The sequence below is a fragment of the Uliginosibacterium sediminicola genome, assembly GCF_039631295.1.
GTDB lineage: Bacteria > Pseudomonadota > Gammaproteobacteria > Burkholderiales > Rhodocyclaceae > Viridibacterium > Viridibacterium sediminicola.
On sequence record NZ_JBDIVE010000002.1, the window covers coordinates 30359 to 44149 of the forward strand.

Here is a 13791-nt window from a genome sequence, read left to right on the forward strand (position 1 = left end):
CGTCCGGCGTGCGCGCGTAAACGTCAGAACGGGCTTTGGCGCATGCACCAAAGCCCGTTCCGGGATCAAGCACTCAGTCCTGCCAACGCGCTTTAACGTTCGACGAAGGCGCGTTCGATGACGTAGTCGCCCGGCTCGCCCACGCTCGGCGAAATCTTGAAGCCGCGCGCGTCGAGCAGATCAGCCGTATCGTTGTTCATCGACGGGCTGCCGCAAATCATGATGCGGTCGGTCTCCGGGTTGAGCGGCGGCAGGCCGATGTCGGCGGTGAGCTTGTCGCTCTTGATCAGATCAGTCACGCGGCCCTGGTTGCGGAAGGGCTCACGCGTCACGCTGGGGTAATACACCAGCTTGTCGCGCACCATCTCGCCAAACAGTTCATCGTTAGGCAGCTCTTCGGACAGGTAGTGCTGATACGCCAGCTCGCTGACCGTGCGCACGCCGTGGAAAATCACCACCTTCTCGAAACGGTCGTACACTTCCGGATCGCGCACCAGACTCATGAACGGCGCCAGACCGGTTCCCGTACCGAGCATGAAGAGATTCTTGCCCGGCTTCAGGTCGTCCAGCACCAGGGTACCGGTCGGCTTCTTGCCGACGAGGATCTCATCGCCTTCCTTGAGATGTTGCAGGCGCGACGTCAGCGGGCCGTTCGGCACCTTGATGCTGAAGAACTCCAGATGCTCTTCGTGGTTGGCGCTGGCGATGCTGTAAGCGCGCAGCAGCGGCTTGCCATCGACCTCCAGGCCGATCATCACAAAGTGACCATTGCGAAAACGGAAGCTTTGATCACGCGTGGTCTTGAAGGAAAACAGCGATTCGTTCCAGTGATGCACGCTGAGGACTTTTTCGGGCGCTACGACGGCCATGGGACTTTTCTCAATGAAATACGGACAGTGAATTTATAAGCCCAAGCGCGCGCCAAGTTAAGGTCGCAGGCCCTATCAACTCATAACAGCAGGTTATCCGCCCGCCAACAGAGGCAAAAAAGCCCGCCTGCGGCGGGCTTTTGCAGCGCTTGATGCGATCAGACCGCGCAGTAGGAACGCATGCGCAGCGACAGTTCGCGCAGCTGTTGCACACCGCTCTCTTCAGCGCGCTGGCACCAGTCCTGCAGTTGATGCAGCAGTTGCTCGCTGGAAGCGGAAGAACGTGCCCACAACGCAGCCAGCTCCTCGCGCATGCCGTGCAGCTGGGCCAGACGCGGGCTGTGCGCCAGCGCCTCGCTCAAATGCTCGCTCAGATGGGCGGGCAGCTTTTGGGCATCGGCCAGCAGCGCAACACGCAGGCGCTTGGTATCGAAACGCTCACCGTGCTTTTCGCGCAGCAGCTTGAGCTCACGGGCGTACTCCGCCTTGAGGCCGTCCAGATAACGGGTCATCACGTCATAGCGATGAGTGATCACGGTTTGCAGCATTTCGAGGTCGACCACTTTGCGCGTCTCACCCAGGCGCGGCACCGGAATCGTCTTCTTGACCTTGGCCAGACCCAGCACTTCGAGAATGCGGATGTACAGCCAGCCGATATCGAACTCATACCACTTCGCCGACAGCTTGGCCGAGGTGGCATAGGTATGGTGATTGTTGTGCAGCTCTTCACCGCCGATCAGGATGCCCCAGGGGAACAGATTGGTCGACGCATCGACACAGTCGAAATTGCGGTAACCCCAGAAGTGGCCCAGACCATTGATCACGCCTGCGGCCCAGAACGGAATCCAGATCATCTGCACCACCCAGATCAGCGCGCCCGGCACGACGCCGAACATAGCCAGATCGAGCAGCAGCATGAGGACGATGCCCAGCTTCTGATGCGGCGTGTAGATCGTATTCTCGATCCAGTCATTCGGCGTGCCGTGACCGAAGCGCTCCATGGTCTCCTTGTTGCGGCTTTCCTTCACATAAAGGAACACGCCGCCCCACAGCACGCGGTTGATGCCCAGCACTTGCGGGCTGTGCGGATCTTCCACGGTCTCGCACTTGGCGTGGTGCTTGCGGTGAATGGCCGCCCATTCCTTGGTGACCATGCCGGTGGTCATCCACAACCAGAAGCGGAAAAAGTGACTCGGAATGGCATGCATCTCCAGCGAGCGGTGCGCCTGGTAGCGATGCAGGAAAATGGTGACAGAAGCGATGGTGATGTGGGTGAGCCCCAGTGCGGTGATGACGTAACCCCACCACGGAAGATCGAAAATACCGGAAAACATGAAAGTCCTTTGTCAAGTTGCATCGCGATTGTACGTGATCCTAGACAAGCGACACATCAGGAAATTCATCGATTTGCAATGTTTATCGTGATGATTGCTTGACAACATCGCCGTGACAGCTCTACTGTGAGCCCATGACTGCGATCTCCACGATCCTCGCTCTGCTTCTCTCCCTCAGCCTTGGCCGCGCGCTGTCCCTGCGTGCCAAGCGTCAGCTGCTGCTGCGCCGCGCGCGCAGATAATCTTCCCCCCTCGTTCCGGTTTGACCCTTCACCCGCCCTCTGCGGCCGGTGTTGCCGTGCTTTGGCACTTTTCACTCGGGAGATTCACATGATCGACTTCTTCACGCTACGACTGCCCATCGGACATCCGGCCTCGAACTGGCTGCCGGATGTCCCTGCCCTGGCCATCGACACTTCCCGATACCGAACGCAATGGAGCACGCCCGCATCATGTTGAAGAATCCGTCTAGCAAGTACCGCGCTTTTCCCCCTGTCCAGCTCGCTGATCGCAGCTGGCCCGCCAAGACCATCACGCAAGCGCCGATCTGGATGAGCACCGATCTGCGCGATGGCAATCAAGCCTTGTTCGAGCCGATGTCGCCGGCACGCAAGCTGCAGATGTTCCAGACCTTGTGCCAGATCGGCTTCAAGGAAATCGAAGTCGCCTTCCCCTCCGCCTCGCAGACCGATTTCGACTTCGTGCGCAAGCTGATCAGCGAAAACCTGATTCCGCAGGACGTCACTATCGAAGTGCTGACCCAGGCGCGCGAACACCTGATCCGCCGCAGCTTCGAATCGCTCAAGGGCGCGCGGCGCGCGATCATGCACGTCTATAACGCGACGGCCGAGAACTTCCGCCGCATTGTCTTCAATACCGACCGCGCCGGCTCGATCCGCATCGCCACCGAAGCGGCCAAGCTGATCCGCGAACTGGCCGAAGCGCAACCGGAAACCGAATGGGTGTTCCAGTACAGCCCGGAGACCTTCACCGCGACCGAACTGGACTTCGCCCTCGAAATCTCCGAGCGCGTGTTCGAGATCTGGCAGCCGACGAAAGAACGCCCGGCCATCCTCAACCTGCCCGCCACGGTTGAAGTCGCCACGCCGAACGTGTTCGCCGACCAGGTCGAGTGGATGTGTCGCAATCTGTCGAATCGCGAAGCCATCATCGTCAGCGTGCATCCGCACAACGACCGTGGCACGGCCGTTGCCGCCGCCGAACTGGCGATGATGGCGGGCGCTGATCGCGTCGAAGGCTGTCTGTTCGGCAATGGCGAGCGCACCGGCAATGTCGACGTGGTCACCCTCGCCCTCAATCTCTACACCCAGGGGATCGATCCCGGCCTCGACTTTTCGAGCATCAACCAGATTGCCCGCGTGTCCGAGGAATGCACCCAGCTGCCGATTCACCCGCGCCACCCCTATGTTGGCGATCTGGTGTTCACGGCTTTTTCCGGCTCGCATCAGGACGCTATCAAGAAGGGCTTCGCGGTGCAGGATCCGCAAGGCATCTGGGAAGTGCCCTACTTGCCGGTCGATCCGCAGGACCTTGGCCGCACTTACGACTCGATCATCCGCGTCAATAGCCAGTCCGGCAAAGGCGGCATCACCTACCTGATGGAATCGGCTTACGGCCTGGTCATGCCGCGCCGCATGCAGATCGAATTTTCGGCCGAAGTGCAGCAAGTGATGGACGACACCGGGCGTGAGCAGGATGCCGCGGCAATCTGGGCGATCTTCGAGCAGCGCTATCTGGCGGCCGACTTGCCGCTGATCTTGCTCGCGCATCGTCTCGAAGAGTCGCGCGAACATCACGTGATCGAACTCGATGTGATGATCGATGGCCATCCGCGCCGCCTGCGCGGCGAGGGCAACGGCCCGCTGGATGCGGCTTTGCGCGCGCTCGATCTGCCCTTGGCGATCCACAGTTTCGAGGAGCGCTCGCTCGGTCAGGGCGGTGACGCCCGTGCCGTGGCCTTTGTCGAACTGACTCGTCCCGGCGTGGCGGGCAGCCTGTTCGGAGCCGGTTGTTCGTCGAGCATCGTCGAAGCTTCGCTCAAAGCCCTGGTCTCGGCGATCAATCGTGTCCATGCCCGCGACGCAAGCCTGCTTGCAAAGACTTTTAATCCGGCACAATAAACGGTCAATTCGCGTCAATTTCCCGCGCTGAATGGAACACAAGCTCGGCTAAAGTGGTCGAATTGCCAAATTTGGCGATTCGACCACCAACATGAGCGCAAGCACGCAACAGACCTTGACCCAGCGAGCCATCGGTGAATGCCGTAGGGCCATGCTGGAAACACTCACCGAGGTCTTGCAGATCTTCAAGTACGTCGACGGCAAGATCCTCAACGTCACGCTCAATGCAGCGGGCGAGCAGTTCGACCAGCTTGCTGGCCTGCGTGATCGCAAGAGCTTCGAATCGCAACGTGGCCTCACCGCCTCGCGGATCAGCCTGGTGCACGAGGAAGATCTCGAATTCTCGATCCGCCTCTCCGATCTGGCTCAGCAGTTGCGCGAGAACTGTGAGCAGCCGCTGTCCCAGCTGCACCTGCGCTTCATGACCCTGCTCGACCAGCAGGAAGCCGCGCCCGAGCAATTACCACTGGGGCCGGAGACGATCTGTAGCGCGCTGCGCGTGCTTGCCACCGAATCCAAGCTCAATCCGGATCACCGCATCGGCATGCTGCAGGAGATGCGCTGGCAGCTCACCAACAGCCTGCGCCGGCTCTACGAGGGCCTCAATACGCGCCTGGAAGAAATGGGCGTCGAGCAGAAGAGCTTCACACGCAGCCCGGCCGAACGCGCCAGCCGCGCCACCCTGATGCCCAACGCACTGACCAGCGCCGCCGCAGCACCCGCCGCAGCGCATGCGCTGGAGCCGCTGCTCGCGGGCGCGTTGCGCGAGCACATGATCAGCTGGCTGGAGGATCAGCTGAGCAACGGTGGCAGCGCCCAGATCGCGCATCAGCTCAGCCGCACCGAACTGGCCGGTCAGCTGCCGGCCGAATCACGCGCAGCGGTCGATTTCATCGAACTGGCGCTCGACCGCCTGGCCACCCATGACGACATCCCGGCGGTGGCCAAGCAGGCGCTCGAAGGCCTGCGCGTGCCCCTGCTCAAACTGGCGCTGCGCGAACCCCAGCTACGTGAAGAGGCCGAGCATCCGGCACGGCGCCTGCTGCTCGCGCTCGGTCGCGAAGCGGCGGAACTGCCCGTCGATGCAAGCCCCGGCAGCACCCAGCTGAATCTCATTGAAGCCTGCGTGTCACGCCTGACGCGCGAGTACAAGGAAGACACCCGCGTTTTCGGTGACATTCTCGCGGTGCTCGACAGCGCACGCGCCGAACGCCTCGCCGCGCTGGAGCGGCGTGCGCGCCAGCACACCGAGAGCATCGGCCGCGAAGAACGCAAGGAAAGTACCCGTCTGCATGCCAGCAAGGCGATCCGTGCACTCTGCGCGCAAGATCCGCCGCGCTTCGTGCGGCATTTTCTGGAGCATTACTGGAGCGTCCTGCTGCGTCGCACTCTGCTGCACTATGGTGAGCGCAGCGCGGAATGGAAGCAGTCGCTGAAAGTCGCCGATGCCTTGATCTGGAGTACCCAGGCCAAGCACGACGAGGCCGCGCGCGACAAGCTGGTCGAGCTGATGCCACGCCTGCTGCGCCACCTGCAAAACGGGCTGGATGCCATCGGCGTCAGTGCCGAGACACGCGACCGCCTGCTGGGCATGTTCAGCACGCTGCACGAGGATGCCCTGCAAGGTCGCGACGCAGAGGTGGCGGACAGCGAATCAAGCCCGGCGGCTGAAACCTCGAAACTGGAAAATGTCGCCGGCAGCGAGGATTTGCAGATCCAGCGCCGTGTCGGCTTCCAGGCCCATGAACCGAGCTTTCCGCCGGCACTCAACGAATTGTCCGCCGGCGCAGTGCTGCGCTTCGTGCGGGCCGACGGTCAGGCGCTCAGTGGCACCATCGCGCTGATTGGCCCCCAGCAGCAGGTTTTCATCTTGCTGACGCGCCCGGAAAACCAGCTCTTCGCGCTGACAGCAACCGAAATCGCCCACCAGTACGCAGCGCGCACCCTGAGCATCGCCCGCACGCCCCAGCTCTTCGACTGAGGCAGCGCGCGCTCAGTGCGGCGTGGTTTGGCTGGGGGCGATGGCGAGCAGCTTTTGCGACTGTGCCAGCTCGATGCCGGCGGCGCCAAAGCGTGCCAGCACGGTGCGCAAGATATTGGAGCGCGTCTCCAGCATGCCGCTGCGCGGATCAGCCACCCACACGCCCAGTTCGAGACGGAAACCCGCATCGGTCACCTCGGAGAGGAAGGCGCGCGCCAGCGGCTCGGCCATCACGCTAGGCTGCGCCTGGGCCACTTCCTCGGCGATGCGCAAGGCCTGCTCCAGATCGCTGCCATGCGCGACGGTCAGGTGGATCGCCATGCGCAAGCCGCTGCTGCTGAAGTTTTCGTTCTGCACCACGGAGGACACCAGCTGCTCATTGGGCACGATGAAATGAGCGCCATTGCCACCGCGCAACACGGTGTAACGCGTGGTGATCTGCAGCACTTCGCCACGCTGATCGCTGCCGACCTGGATCAGGTTACCGATGCGGATCGAGCGGTCGAGCAGGATGATGAAGCCGGAGACATAGTTGCTGGCGATCTTCTGCATGCCCAGACCGAGGCCGACACCCAGCGCGCCGCCGAAGACTGACAGCGTGGTGATGTCCAGCCCGACCAGGGACATGCCCAGCAGCACCGCGACGAACAGCAGCACCGCCTTGATCAGCCGCGAGAACACCACGCGCAGGCTGCTGTCCAGGCTGCTGGCGGCCTGCAGGCGCGCATCGGCCAGCCCGCTGAGCCACATCGCCAGGATCACCGTGACGAAGACCGTGACCAGGCCCTGCAGGATCTGCCAGACCGTGACATGCCCCTTGCCGACGTGCAGCGAGAAGCTGTCGAGCCAGTCGATGAACTCGGGCAGGATGCCCAGGATATTGAGCGCCACGCCGAACCAGATCAGGCTGGCCAGGCTGCGCTCGAAACTGGCCAGCGCGCCCGATGGCGCAAAGATCTGACGCAGCGCGAACACCAGCACACGCACGCCGACCATCGCAATCGCCAGTTCGATGGCAATGCGCAGCACCTGGCCGGACCAGGCAAAGCGATGGGTGACAAAGCTGCACAGCGTCAGCAGGACGATGGCGCACAGCGGGAAAGCCAGGCGCCGCGCGCTCTCACCCTTGAGCGGCGAGACATCGGCCGCATGGCGGCGGCGCAGGTAGCGCGCCAGCCCGGCGGCTACGGCGACGATCAGCAGAACCAGCACGATCTCGCGCAGGATCTGTGTCGACTGCAGCAGCCGCAGCCATTCGGACAGCAGCTCCATCAGCTCGCCTCGGCAGCGACCGGGTTAGCCTTGCGCGTCAGCACGGCGGCGAAAAAGCCGTCGGTGCCGTGCTCCAGCGGCGTCAGCCGCAGGCGCGTACCGGTATCGAGATTGATCTTCTGCGCGGCCAGCACAGCGCTGGCGGATTCTTCCTGAAACTCCGGATGCGCGGCGAGGAAGGCATCGACGATGGCGTCGTTCTCTTCGCGCAGCAGCGAGCAGGTCGCATACACCAGGCGACCGCCCGGCTTGAGCAGGCGCGAGGCGGAGGCCAGGATGCTGGCCTGGCGCTGCACCAGCTCGCCCAGGCCCGCTTCACTCTGCCGCCACTTGAGGTCGGGATTGCGGCGCAGGGTGCCAAAGCCGCTGCACGGCGCATCGACCAGCACGCGGTCCATCTTGCCGGCCAGACGTTTGATGCGCGCATCGTTCTCGTGAGCGATCGCCACCGGATGCACGTTCGACAGACCGGAGCGGGCCACACGCGGCTTCATGCGCGCCAGACGCTTGTCGGAAACATCGAAGGCATACAGCCGCCCGGTCGAGCGCATCATGCCGCCCAGCAACAAGGTCTTGCCGCCAGCGCCGGCACAGAAGTCAGCGATCATCTCGCTGCGCTTGGCGCCGAGCAGCACCGCCAGCAGCTGGCTGCCCTCGTCCTGCACCTCGATGCTGCCATCGAGGAACAAGGGGTGGCGCTGCAGCGGCGTGCGCGCGCTCAAGCGAACGGCGTAGGGCGAATAGCTGCCCGCCGCGGCATCGATCTTGTCGCTGGCCAAACGGCTCAGCAAAGCGTCGCGTTCAAGCTTGAGCGGATTGACACGGATGTCCATCGGCGCCGGCTTGTTCAGCGAATCCGCCAGCGCCAGCAGATACGGCTCTTCATACTGCGCCAGCAGGCGCTCGGCCAGCCAGTCAGGCAGATCACAGCGTTCGGCCAGTGTCGCCGCATCGGTGGCAGCGGCCTTGACCTCGGCCAGCCACTGGCGCTCGCCGGTCGACAGCAGGGGTTCGATCTGGCGAATCGAATAACCTTCGATGCGCAGCAACCAGGCCAGCACGAGTTTGCGCGGCCCGACATTGTCGCCGGCGACGCGGCGCAGCTGACGCAGATGGCGCACCACGCCATACACCGCCTCGGCGGTGAAGGCACGGTCGGCGCTACCCAGCTGACGCTGGGCGCGGAAGAAAGCAGACAGCACGACATCGGCCGGGTGCTGGAAATCGAGCACTTCGTCGAGTGCGGCAGACGCAGCATCAAGCTGCGTACTCAGGATTTGCGTGGCCATGGAGTCCGGAAACAGTCATCAAGCCCGCAAGTATAGTGGTTTTGCTCCAGCGCCCCCTCATTCACCGCTGCTGGGCGGCGGCGCCGTGGCCACGCGCTGGCCGTCGATCTCCACTTCTTCGGCTTTCAGGTCGTAGGTGCCGCCCTCGTCGGCAACGCGCACGCGCAGCGGCGCATTGCGCCAATCGACCGCCAGCCAGATATCGATTTTCAGCGCACCGCCGCGCCCTTCGGCATGAAAACGCCGCGCCGGCACGCGGCCCAGCGGCAAGTCGATATCTTCCGGCGGCATCTGCACCACGGTCACACGGCTGACCGAACCGCGAAAAGTCACCACGAAGATGTCGAAATTCGGCGTATCGCGTGGCTGCAAACCCATGAAATGCATCAGCGCGAGCATGTCCAGGGCGTAGCCACCGGTCGGCACTTCGCGCGCATCGCCGCGCCGCAACTGGTGCACACGCGTGCCGTCGGCATCGAAAGTGGTCTCGTAAGCGGATTTGTTGAAGGTCTCGCGGAACTGCTCGGACACCGGCCGGCCGGCCGCGATGTGGCCGCTCGACTCCTGGCGCAGCAGCTCGCCCTTGATCGCCACCGAGCCGCGCAGGCTGGCGCTGAACTGCGCATCATCATGCGACCAGGTCTGCTCGGCCGAGACGGCGAGGCCGAAATAGCTCGATTGGTAGCGCACCCGCCCCTGGCCGGCCCATTGCGCCAGATCCAGCGCCGGCTCCGCGGGCGCAGCACTGGCCTCGGCAGGCGCTGCGCTGGCTTCAGCGAGAACCGGCGAAGCCGGCGTATCAGGCGCGCTGGACTGCGCGTCCGGCGGCAAGGCGGCCACTGGCGCAGCCGCGGTGGCTTCGGCCACCGGCAGGCGCGGCGCCGGCTTGTGCGGGCGGGCCGGCTTGGGCGCGGCGGCGCTGGGGGCCGGCACGGCGACCAGATGTGCGCTGAGTGGCGACGGCGGCTCCGTCGGAGTGTCTTCAAACCACGGGCCGCCGGGCATCAGCAAGGCAGCGCCATGTACCAACAGCGAGGCTACAACAGCCATCCCGAGTACTCGTGGCGGCCGCATGTGCGTAGGCCTCAGTCGCCCAGACTGGTTTCTACCCGCGGCACGCTCCAGCCCTCGGCGCCTGCTACGGCATTGGCCACGCAGGCACGGCCGTCGCGCAGGCTGATGCGCCCTGCGACGAACCAGCTGATCGCCTGCGGATAGATGCGATGCTCTTGCGCCAGCACGCGCGCCGACAAGCTTGCCTCGTCATCCTCATCGTGCACCGGCACGGCGGCCTGGATGATGATCGGGCCGCAGTCGAGCTCGGCGGTCACGAAGTGCACCGTCGCGCCATGCAGCTTGACGCCGGCCTGCAGCGCCCGCGCATGGGTGTGCAGCCCCGGGAAGGACGGCAACAGCGAGGGGTGGATATTGATCAGCCGGCCGAGGTAATGGGTGACGAAGCCAGCGGTCAGCACGCGCATGAACCCGGCCAGCACGACCAGGTCCGGCGCATGGCCATCGATCAACGCCATCAGCGCCGCATCAAAGGCTTCGCGCGAAGCAAAGGCCTTGTGGTCGAGCACCGCCGTAGCGATGCCATGTTGCTGCGCAAAGGCCAGACCGCCGGCATCGGCGCGATTGGCCACCACGGCGGCAATGCGCGCGCCAGCGATCTGACCGGCTTCGAGCGCACGCACGATGGCCTCCATATTGCTGCCACGGCCAGAGATCAGGATGACGATGTTTTTCATGGAATCAGGTCTTTACGAGCAGGCATCAAGCCTTGGCCGCCTCGCGGCGCGCCTTGAGCCAGGCGAAGAATACCGGCAGCAGGGACACTCCGATGATGCCAAACACGAACACGCTGAGGTTCTTGCGCACGAAGGGAATGTTGGCGAAATAGTAGCCCGCGTAAGTCAGCGAGCCGATCCACAGCGCGCCGCCGAACAGGTCGAGCACGACGAAACGGCGGTAGTCCATGCGCCCGATGCCGGCCACGAAGGGCGCAAAACTGCGCAGCAAGGGGATGAAGCGCGCCATGATGATGGTCTTGCCGCCATGCTGTTCGAAGAACACCTGGGTGCGGTCAAACGCCTTGCGATTGAACAGTTTCGAGTTCTCCCAGCGAAACACCCGCGGGCCGACAAAGCGGCCGATCCAGTAATTGGTGTTGTCGCCCAGCACCGCTGCTACAAAGAGCAGCAGCGCCAAGGTATGCACGTCCATATTGCCGGTTGCCGCCAGACCGCCGGCCACGAACAGCAGGGAGTCGCCCGGCAGGAAGGGCGCAATCACCAGACCGGTTTCGCAGAAGATGATGGCGAACAGCACCAGATAGATCCACTGTCCGTATTGCGCCGTTAGCGCAGCCAGGTGCACATCAAGGTGCAGGATGATGTCGAAGAATTGCGTGAAGAGCTGGATGATCAGTTGCACGGCAGAGTCCAAGGCAGGCCGACGAGGGCAAAGGCCGCCATGATAGCCGCAGCGGGCGCCGCACGGACAGCAAGTGCCGAATCAGCCCTGCAGCCGCGTCGCCAGCCAGGCCTCGAACTGCTCGGCCGGCATCGGATGACCGAAGAAATAACCTTGCATCTTCTCGCACCCCATCGCGATCAGTGCGTCGCGCTGTTCGACGGTTTCCACCCCTTCGGCCATCAGGCTCATCGAGCGCGCAGCGGCCAGCATGACAACGGTCGCCGCCATGGCGTGATCAGCACGCGAAGAATCGCTCTCGACGCCCAGCTTTTCGACGAAGGAGCGGTCAATCTTCAGCTGATCCGCCGGCAAGCGTGCGATCTGGCTCAGCGACGAAAAACCGGTGCCGAAGTCATCGATCGCGAAATGCACGCCCGCACGGCGCAGCTCCTCGATCTGGCCCATCACCTGGGCGTGATCTTCGAGAGCAATCGATTCGGTGATCTCCAGCACGACCGCCGAAGGCGCCACGGCATGGTGCTCGATCAGGCGCAGCACGCGGCGCGCAAAGTCCTCGTTGCGGAACTGCACCGAGGAAACATTGACGCTCATGCTCAGCGCCAGACCCTGTGCCTGCCATCGGGCCAGCCGCGCCAGCGCTGCGTCGAGCACCCACAAACCCAGCTCGTTGATCAGGCCGGTGCGCTCAGCCAGCGGAATGAATTCGTTCGGCGGCACCAGGCGCGCGGCATCGTTGCGCCAGCGCAGCAGCGCCTCGACGCCGACCAGCTCGCCGTCACGCGCATTGATTTGCGGTTGATAGACCAGACTGAGCCCGCGCTTGAAATCGATTGCCGCACGCAAGCCGTGCAGCATCGACACCCGCGTCTGCACATCGTCGGACATCGCGCGCACGAAATGGCTATGCCCGCTGCCGCCCGAATTGCGCACCTGATTGACTGCCAGATTGGCGCTGCGCAGCAGTTCCACCGCACCGCCATGACTCTCCGCAACCTGGGCCAGACCGACGCGCAAGCTCACCGAGAGCACATGACCCTGCACGTAGAAAGGCGCGTCGAAGGCGCGCCGGATGCTCAGCGGATCGATGTACTGGGTCGGCCCGAACAGCGCGAACACATCGCCGGCGATGCGCGCGCACAGCACATGCGCGCCGGCCACGGCGCATAACCGCCGCGCCACGGCGCTGAGCAGGCTGTCACCGCAGCGGTGACCGAGCGCATCGTTGATGTCGGAGAAGCGCACCACATCGACAATCGCCATGCAGCGCGGAATGTCGGCATGCGAGAACAGATCGTGATCGACATCGGCCAGGAAGCGCGCGCGATTGGGCAGGCGCGTCAGCGCGTCGAAGGAAGCGTGAAAATCGAGCTGCTCGAAGAGCATCACATTGCCGAAGGCCACGGCGATATTCGCCGCCATCAACTCCAGCAGGCGGCGCGTCAGCTCGTCGAGTACATTGCCGGTGTGGAATACCGCCACCGCCGCTCGGCGCTCGTTGCCCAGCCACAGATAGGCGCAGCTCTGGTCGAACAGGCTGCAGCGCTCCAGCGCGCAACGCTCGATCATGCCGCGCAGTTGCGGCTCGCAGAGCTGGGCCACGGCGCTGCCACGGCAGTGCTCGTAGCGACCGCTGGCGTCCAGCACGCGCAGCGGCGCCTCGCCCTCAACCGTGACCTCGGTCGCGCAGAACGCGCCGTCGTTCTCGCATTCGAGCACCAGCGCGAGCTGGCGCAGCAACTCGGCGCCAAAGGCCTGCGGCGCCCGCACACTGGCCATGCGCTGACCCGCTTGCACGACGCGCGCCATGCCACGGCTGATCTGCGCATTGCCTTCGAGCTGCGCGTAGGCGCGGATCGCCGCCGTCAGCGCAGTCAGCAAGCGCGCCTGGGTCAGTTCGGACTTGGTCCGGTAATCATTGATGTCGCTCTGGCGAATCACATCCAGCTCGGGCGCGTAACCGGGCTGGCCGGTGCGCAGGATGATGCGCAGATTGTGCAGGCCCAGCTCCTGACGGATGCAGCTGACCAGACGCAGGCCGGCATCCGGCGCTTCCATCACCACGTCAATCAGGGCCACCGCAATACCGTGCTCCTGACGCAGCATGGCCTCGGCTTCACGGCCACTACTGGCGTGCAGCAATTCGATTTCGATGCCATCGATTTCCGCGCCGCGCAGCGCAAAGGCGGTGGCGGTGTGGACTTCAGGATCATCATCAACGACCAGCACACGCCAGCGCCGTACAGCGCTCAGCGCGGACGCAGCCTCTTCGTCTGCTTCCGCCTGCTCGTCGGCGAACACCAGTTCATCGTCGCCCGGATCAGCATCGGACGTGGCGAAAGATGAGCTCAACTGGCTCAGTACCGATTCGACACGCGCCGGCTGCAAGACGCCTGAGCTCATCAATTCTTCTCTCCCGCACACGGATGGCGTCGCTCATTCATACGCTGCATCGGCCTCCCCGCAAAC

10 protein-coding genes are annotated in these 13791 nt (G+C 63.8%); 2 read left to right on the top strand and 8 right to left on the bottom strand.

Annotated elements, in window-relative coordinates:
- Positions 1-92: 92 nt before the first annotated feature.
- Positions 93-869, bottom strand: a complete 777-nt coding sequence (locus ABDB84_RS03930; protein ID WP_345918386.1) for a ferredoxin--NADP reductase — start codon at positions 867-869, stop codon at positions 93-95.
- A 158-nt stretch (positions 870-1027) separates the two neighbouring features.
- Complete coding sequence (locus tag ABDB84_RS03935) at positions 1028-2203, bottom strand: DesA family fatty acid desaturase (RefSeq protein WP_345918387.1); 1176 nt, start codon at positions 2201-2203, stop codon at positions 1028-1030.
- Positions 2204-2655: 452 nt separating this feature from the next.
- On the opposite strand from ABDB84_RS03935, the gene leuA reads away from it, so the two are divergent.
- Positions 2656-4344 carry a 2-isopropylmalate synthase gene (leuA, locus tag ABDB84_RS03940; protein ID WP_345918388.1) on the top strand — a complete coding sequence of 563 codons (1689 nt, stop codon included), beginning with the start codon at positions 2656-2658 and terminating at the stop codon, positions 4342-4344.
- Between the two features lie 151 nt (positions 4345-4495).
- The gene (locus ABDB84_RS03945) at positions 4496-6325 is read left to right on the top strand and encodes a DUF1631 family protein (protein ID WP_345918389.1); all 1830 of its coding nucleotides are present in this window, start codon (positions 4496-4498) and stop codon (positions 6323-6325) included.
- 12 nt (positions 6326-6337) lie between these two features.
- Here the strand turns inward: ABDB84_RS03945 and ABDB84_RS03950 are convergent, their stop codons facing one another.
- The 6 genes from ABDB84_RS03950 to ABDB84_RS03975 form a co-directional block, all read right to left on the bottom strand.
- The gene (locus ABDB84_RS03950) at positions 6338-7597 is read right to left on the bottom strand and encodes a mechanosensitive ion channel family protein (RefSeq protein ID WP_345918390.1); all 1260 of its coding nucleotides are present in this window, start codon (positions 7595-7597) and stop codon (positions 6338-6340) included.
- Positions 7597-8886 (bottom strand): RsmB/NOP family class I SAM-dependent RNA methyltransferase, encoded by a 1290-nt coding sequence (locus tag ABDB84_RS03955; RefSeq protein ID WP_345918391.1) that lies wholly within the window; start codon positions 8884-8886, stop codon positions 7597-7599. Before ABDB84_RS03955 ends, ABDB84_RS03950 begins: the two co-directional genes overlap by 1 nt.
- Positions 8887-8943: 57 nt before the next feature.
- The gene (locus tag ABDB84_RS03960; protein ID WP_345918392.1) at positions 8944-9936 is read right to left on the bottom strand and encodes a DUF3108 domain-containing protein; all 993 of its coding nucleotides are present in this window, start codon (positions 9934-9936) and stop codon (positions 8944-8946) included.
- Positions 9937-9971: 35 nt separating this feature from the next.
- Positions 9972-10637 (bottom strand): phosphoribosylglycinamide formyltransferase, encoded by a 666-nt coding sequence (gene purN, locus ABDB84_RS03965; protein ID WP_345918393.1) that lies wholly within the window; start codon positions 10635-10637, stop codon positions 9972-9974.
- A gap of 25 nt (positions 10638-10662) precedes the next feature.
- Positions 10663-11322: a DedA family protein gene (locus ABDB84_RS03970; RefSeq protein ID WP_345918394.1), complete on the bottom strand. Its 660-nt coding sequence runs from the start codon at positions 11320-11322 to the stop codon at positions 10663-10665.
- A gap of 81 nt (positions 11323-11403) precedes the next feature.
- Entirely contained in the window at positions 11404-13725 is a 2322-nt protein-coding gene (locus ABDB84_RS03975) for a GGDEF/EAL domain-containing response regulator (RefSeq protein ID WP_345918395.1), read from the bottom strand.
- Between the last annotated feature and the right edge of the window lie 66 nt (positions 13726-13791).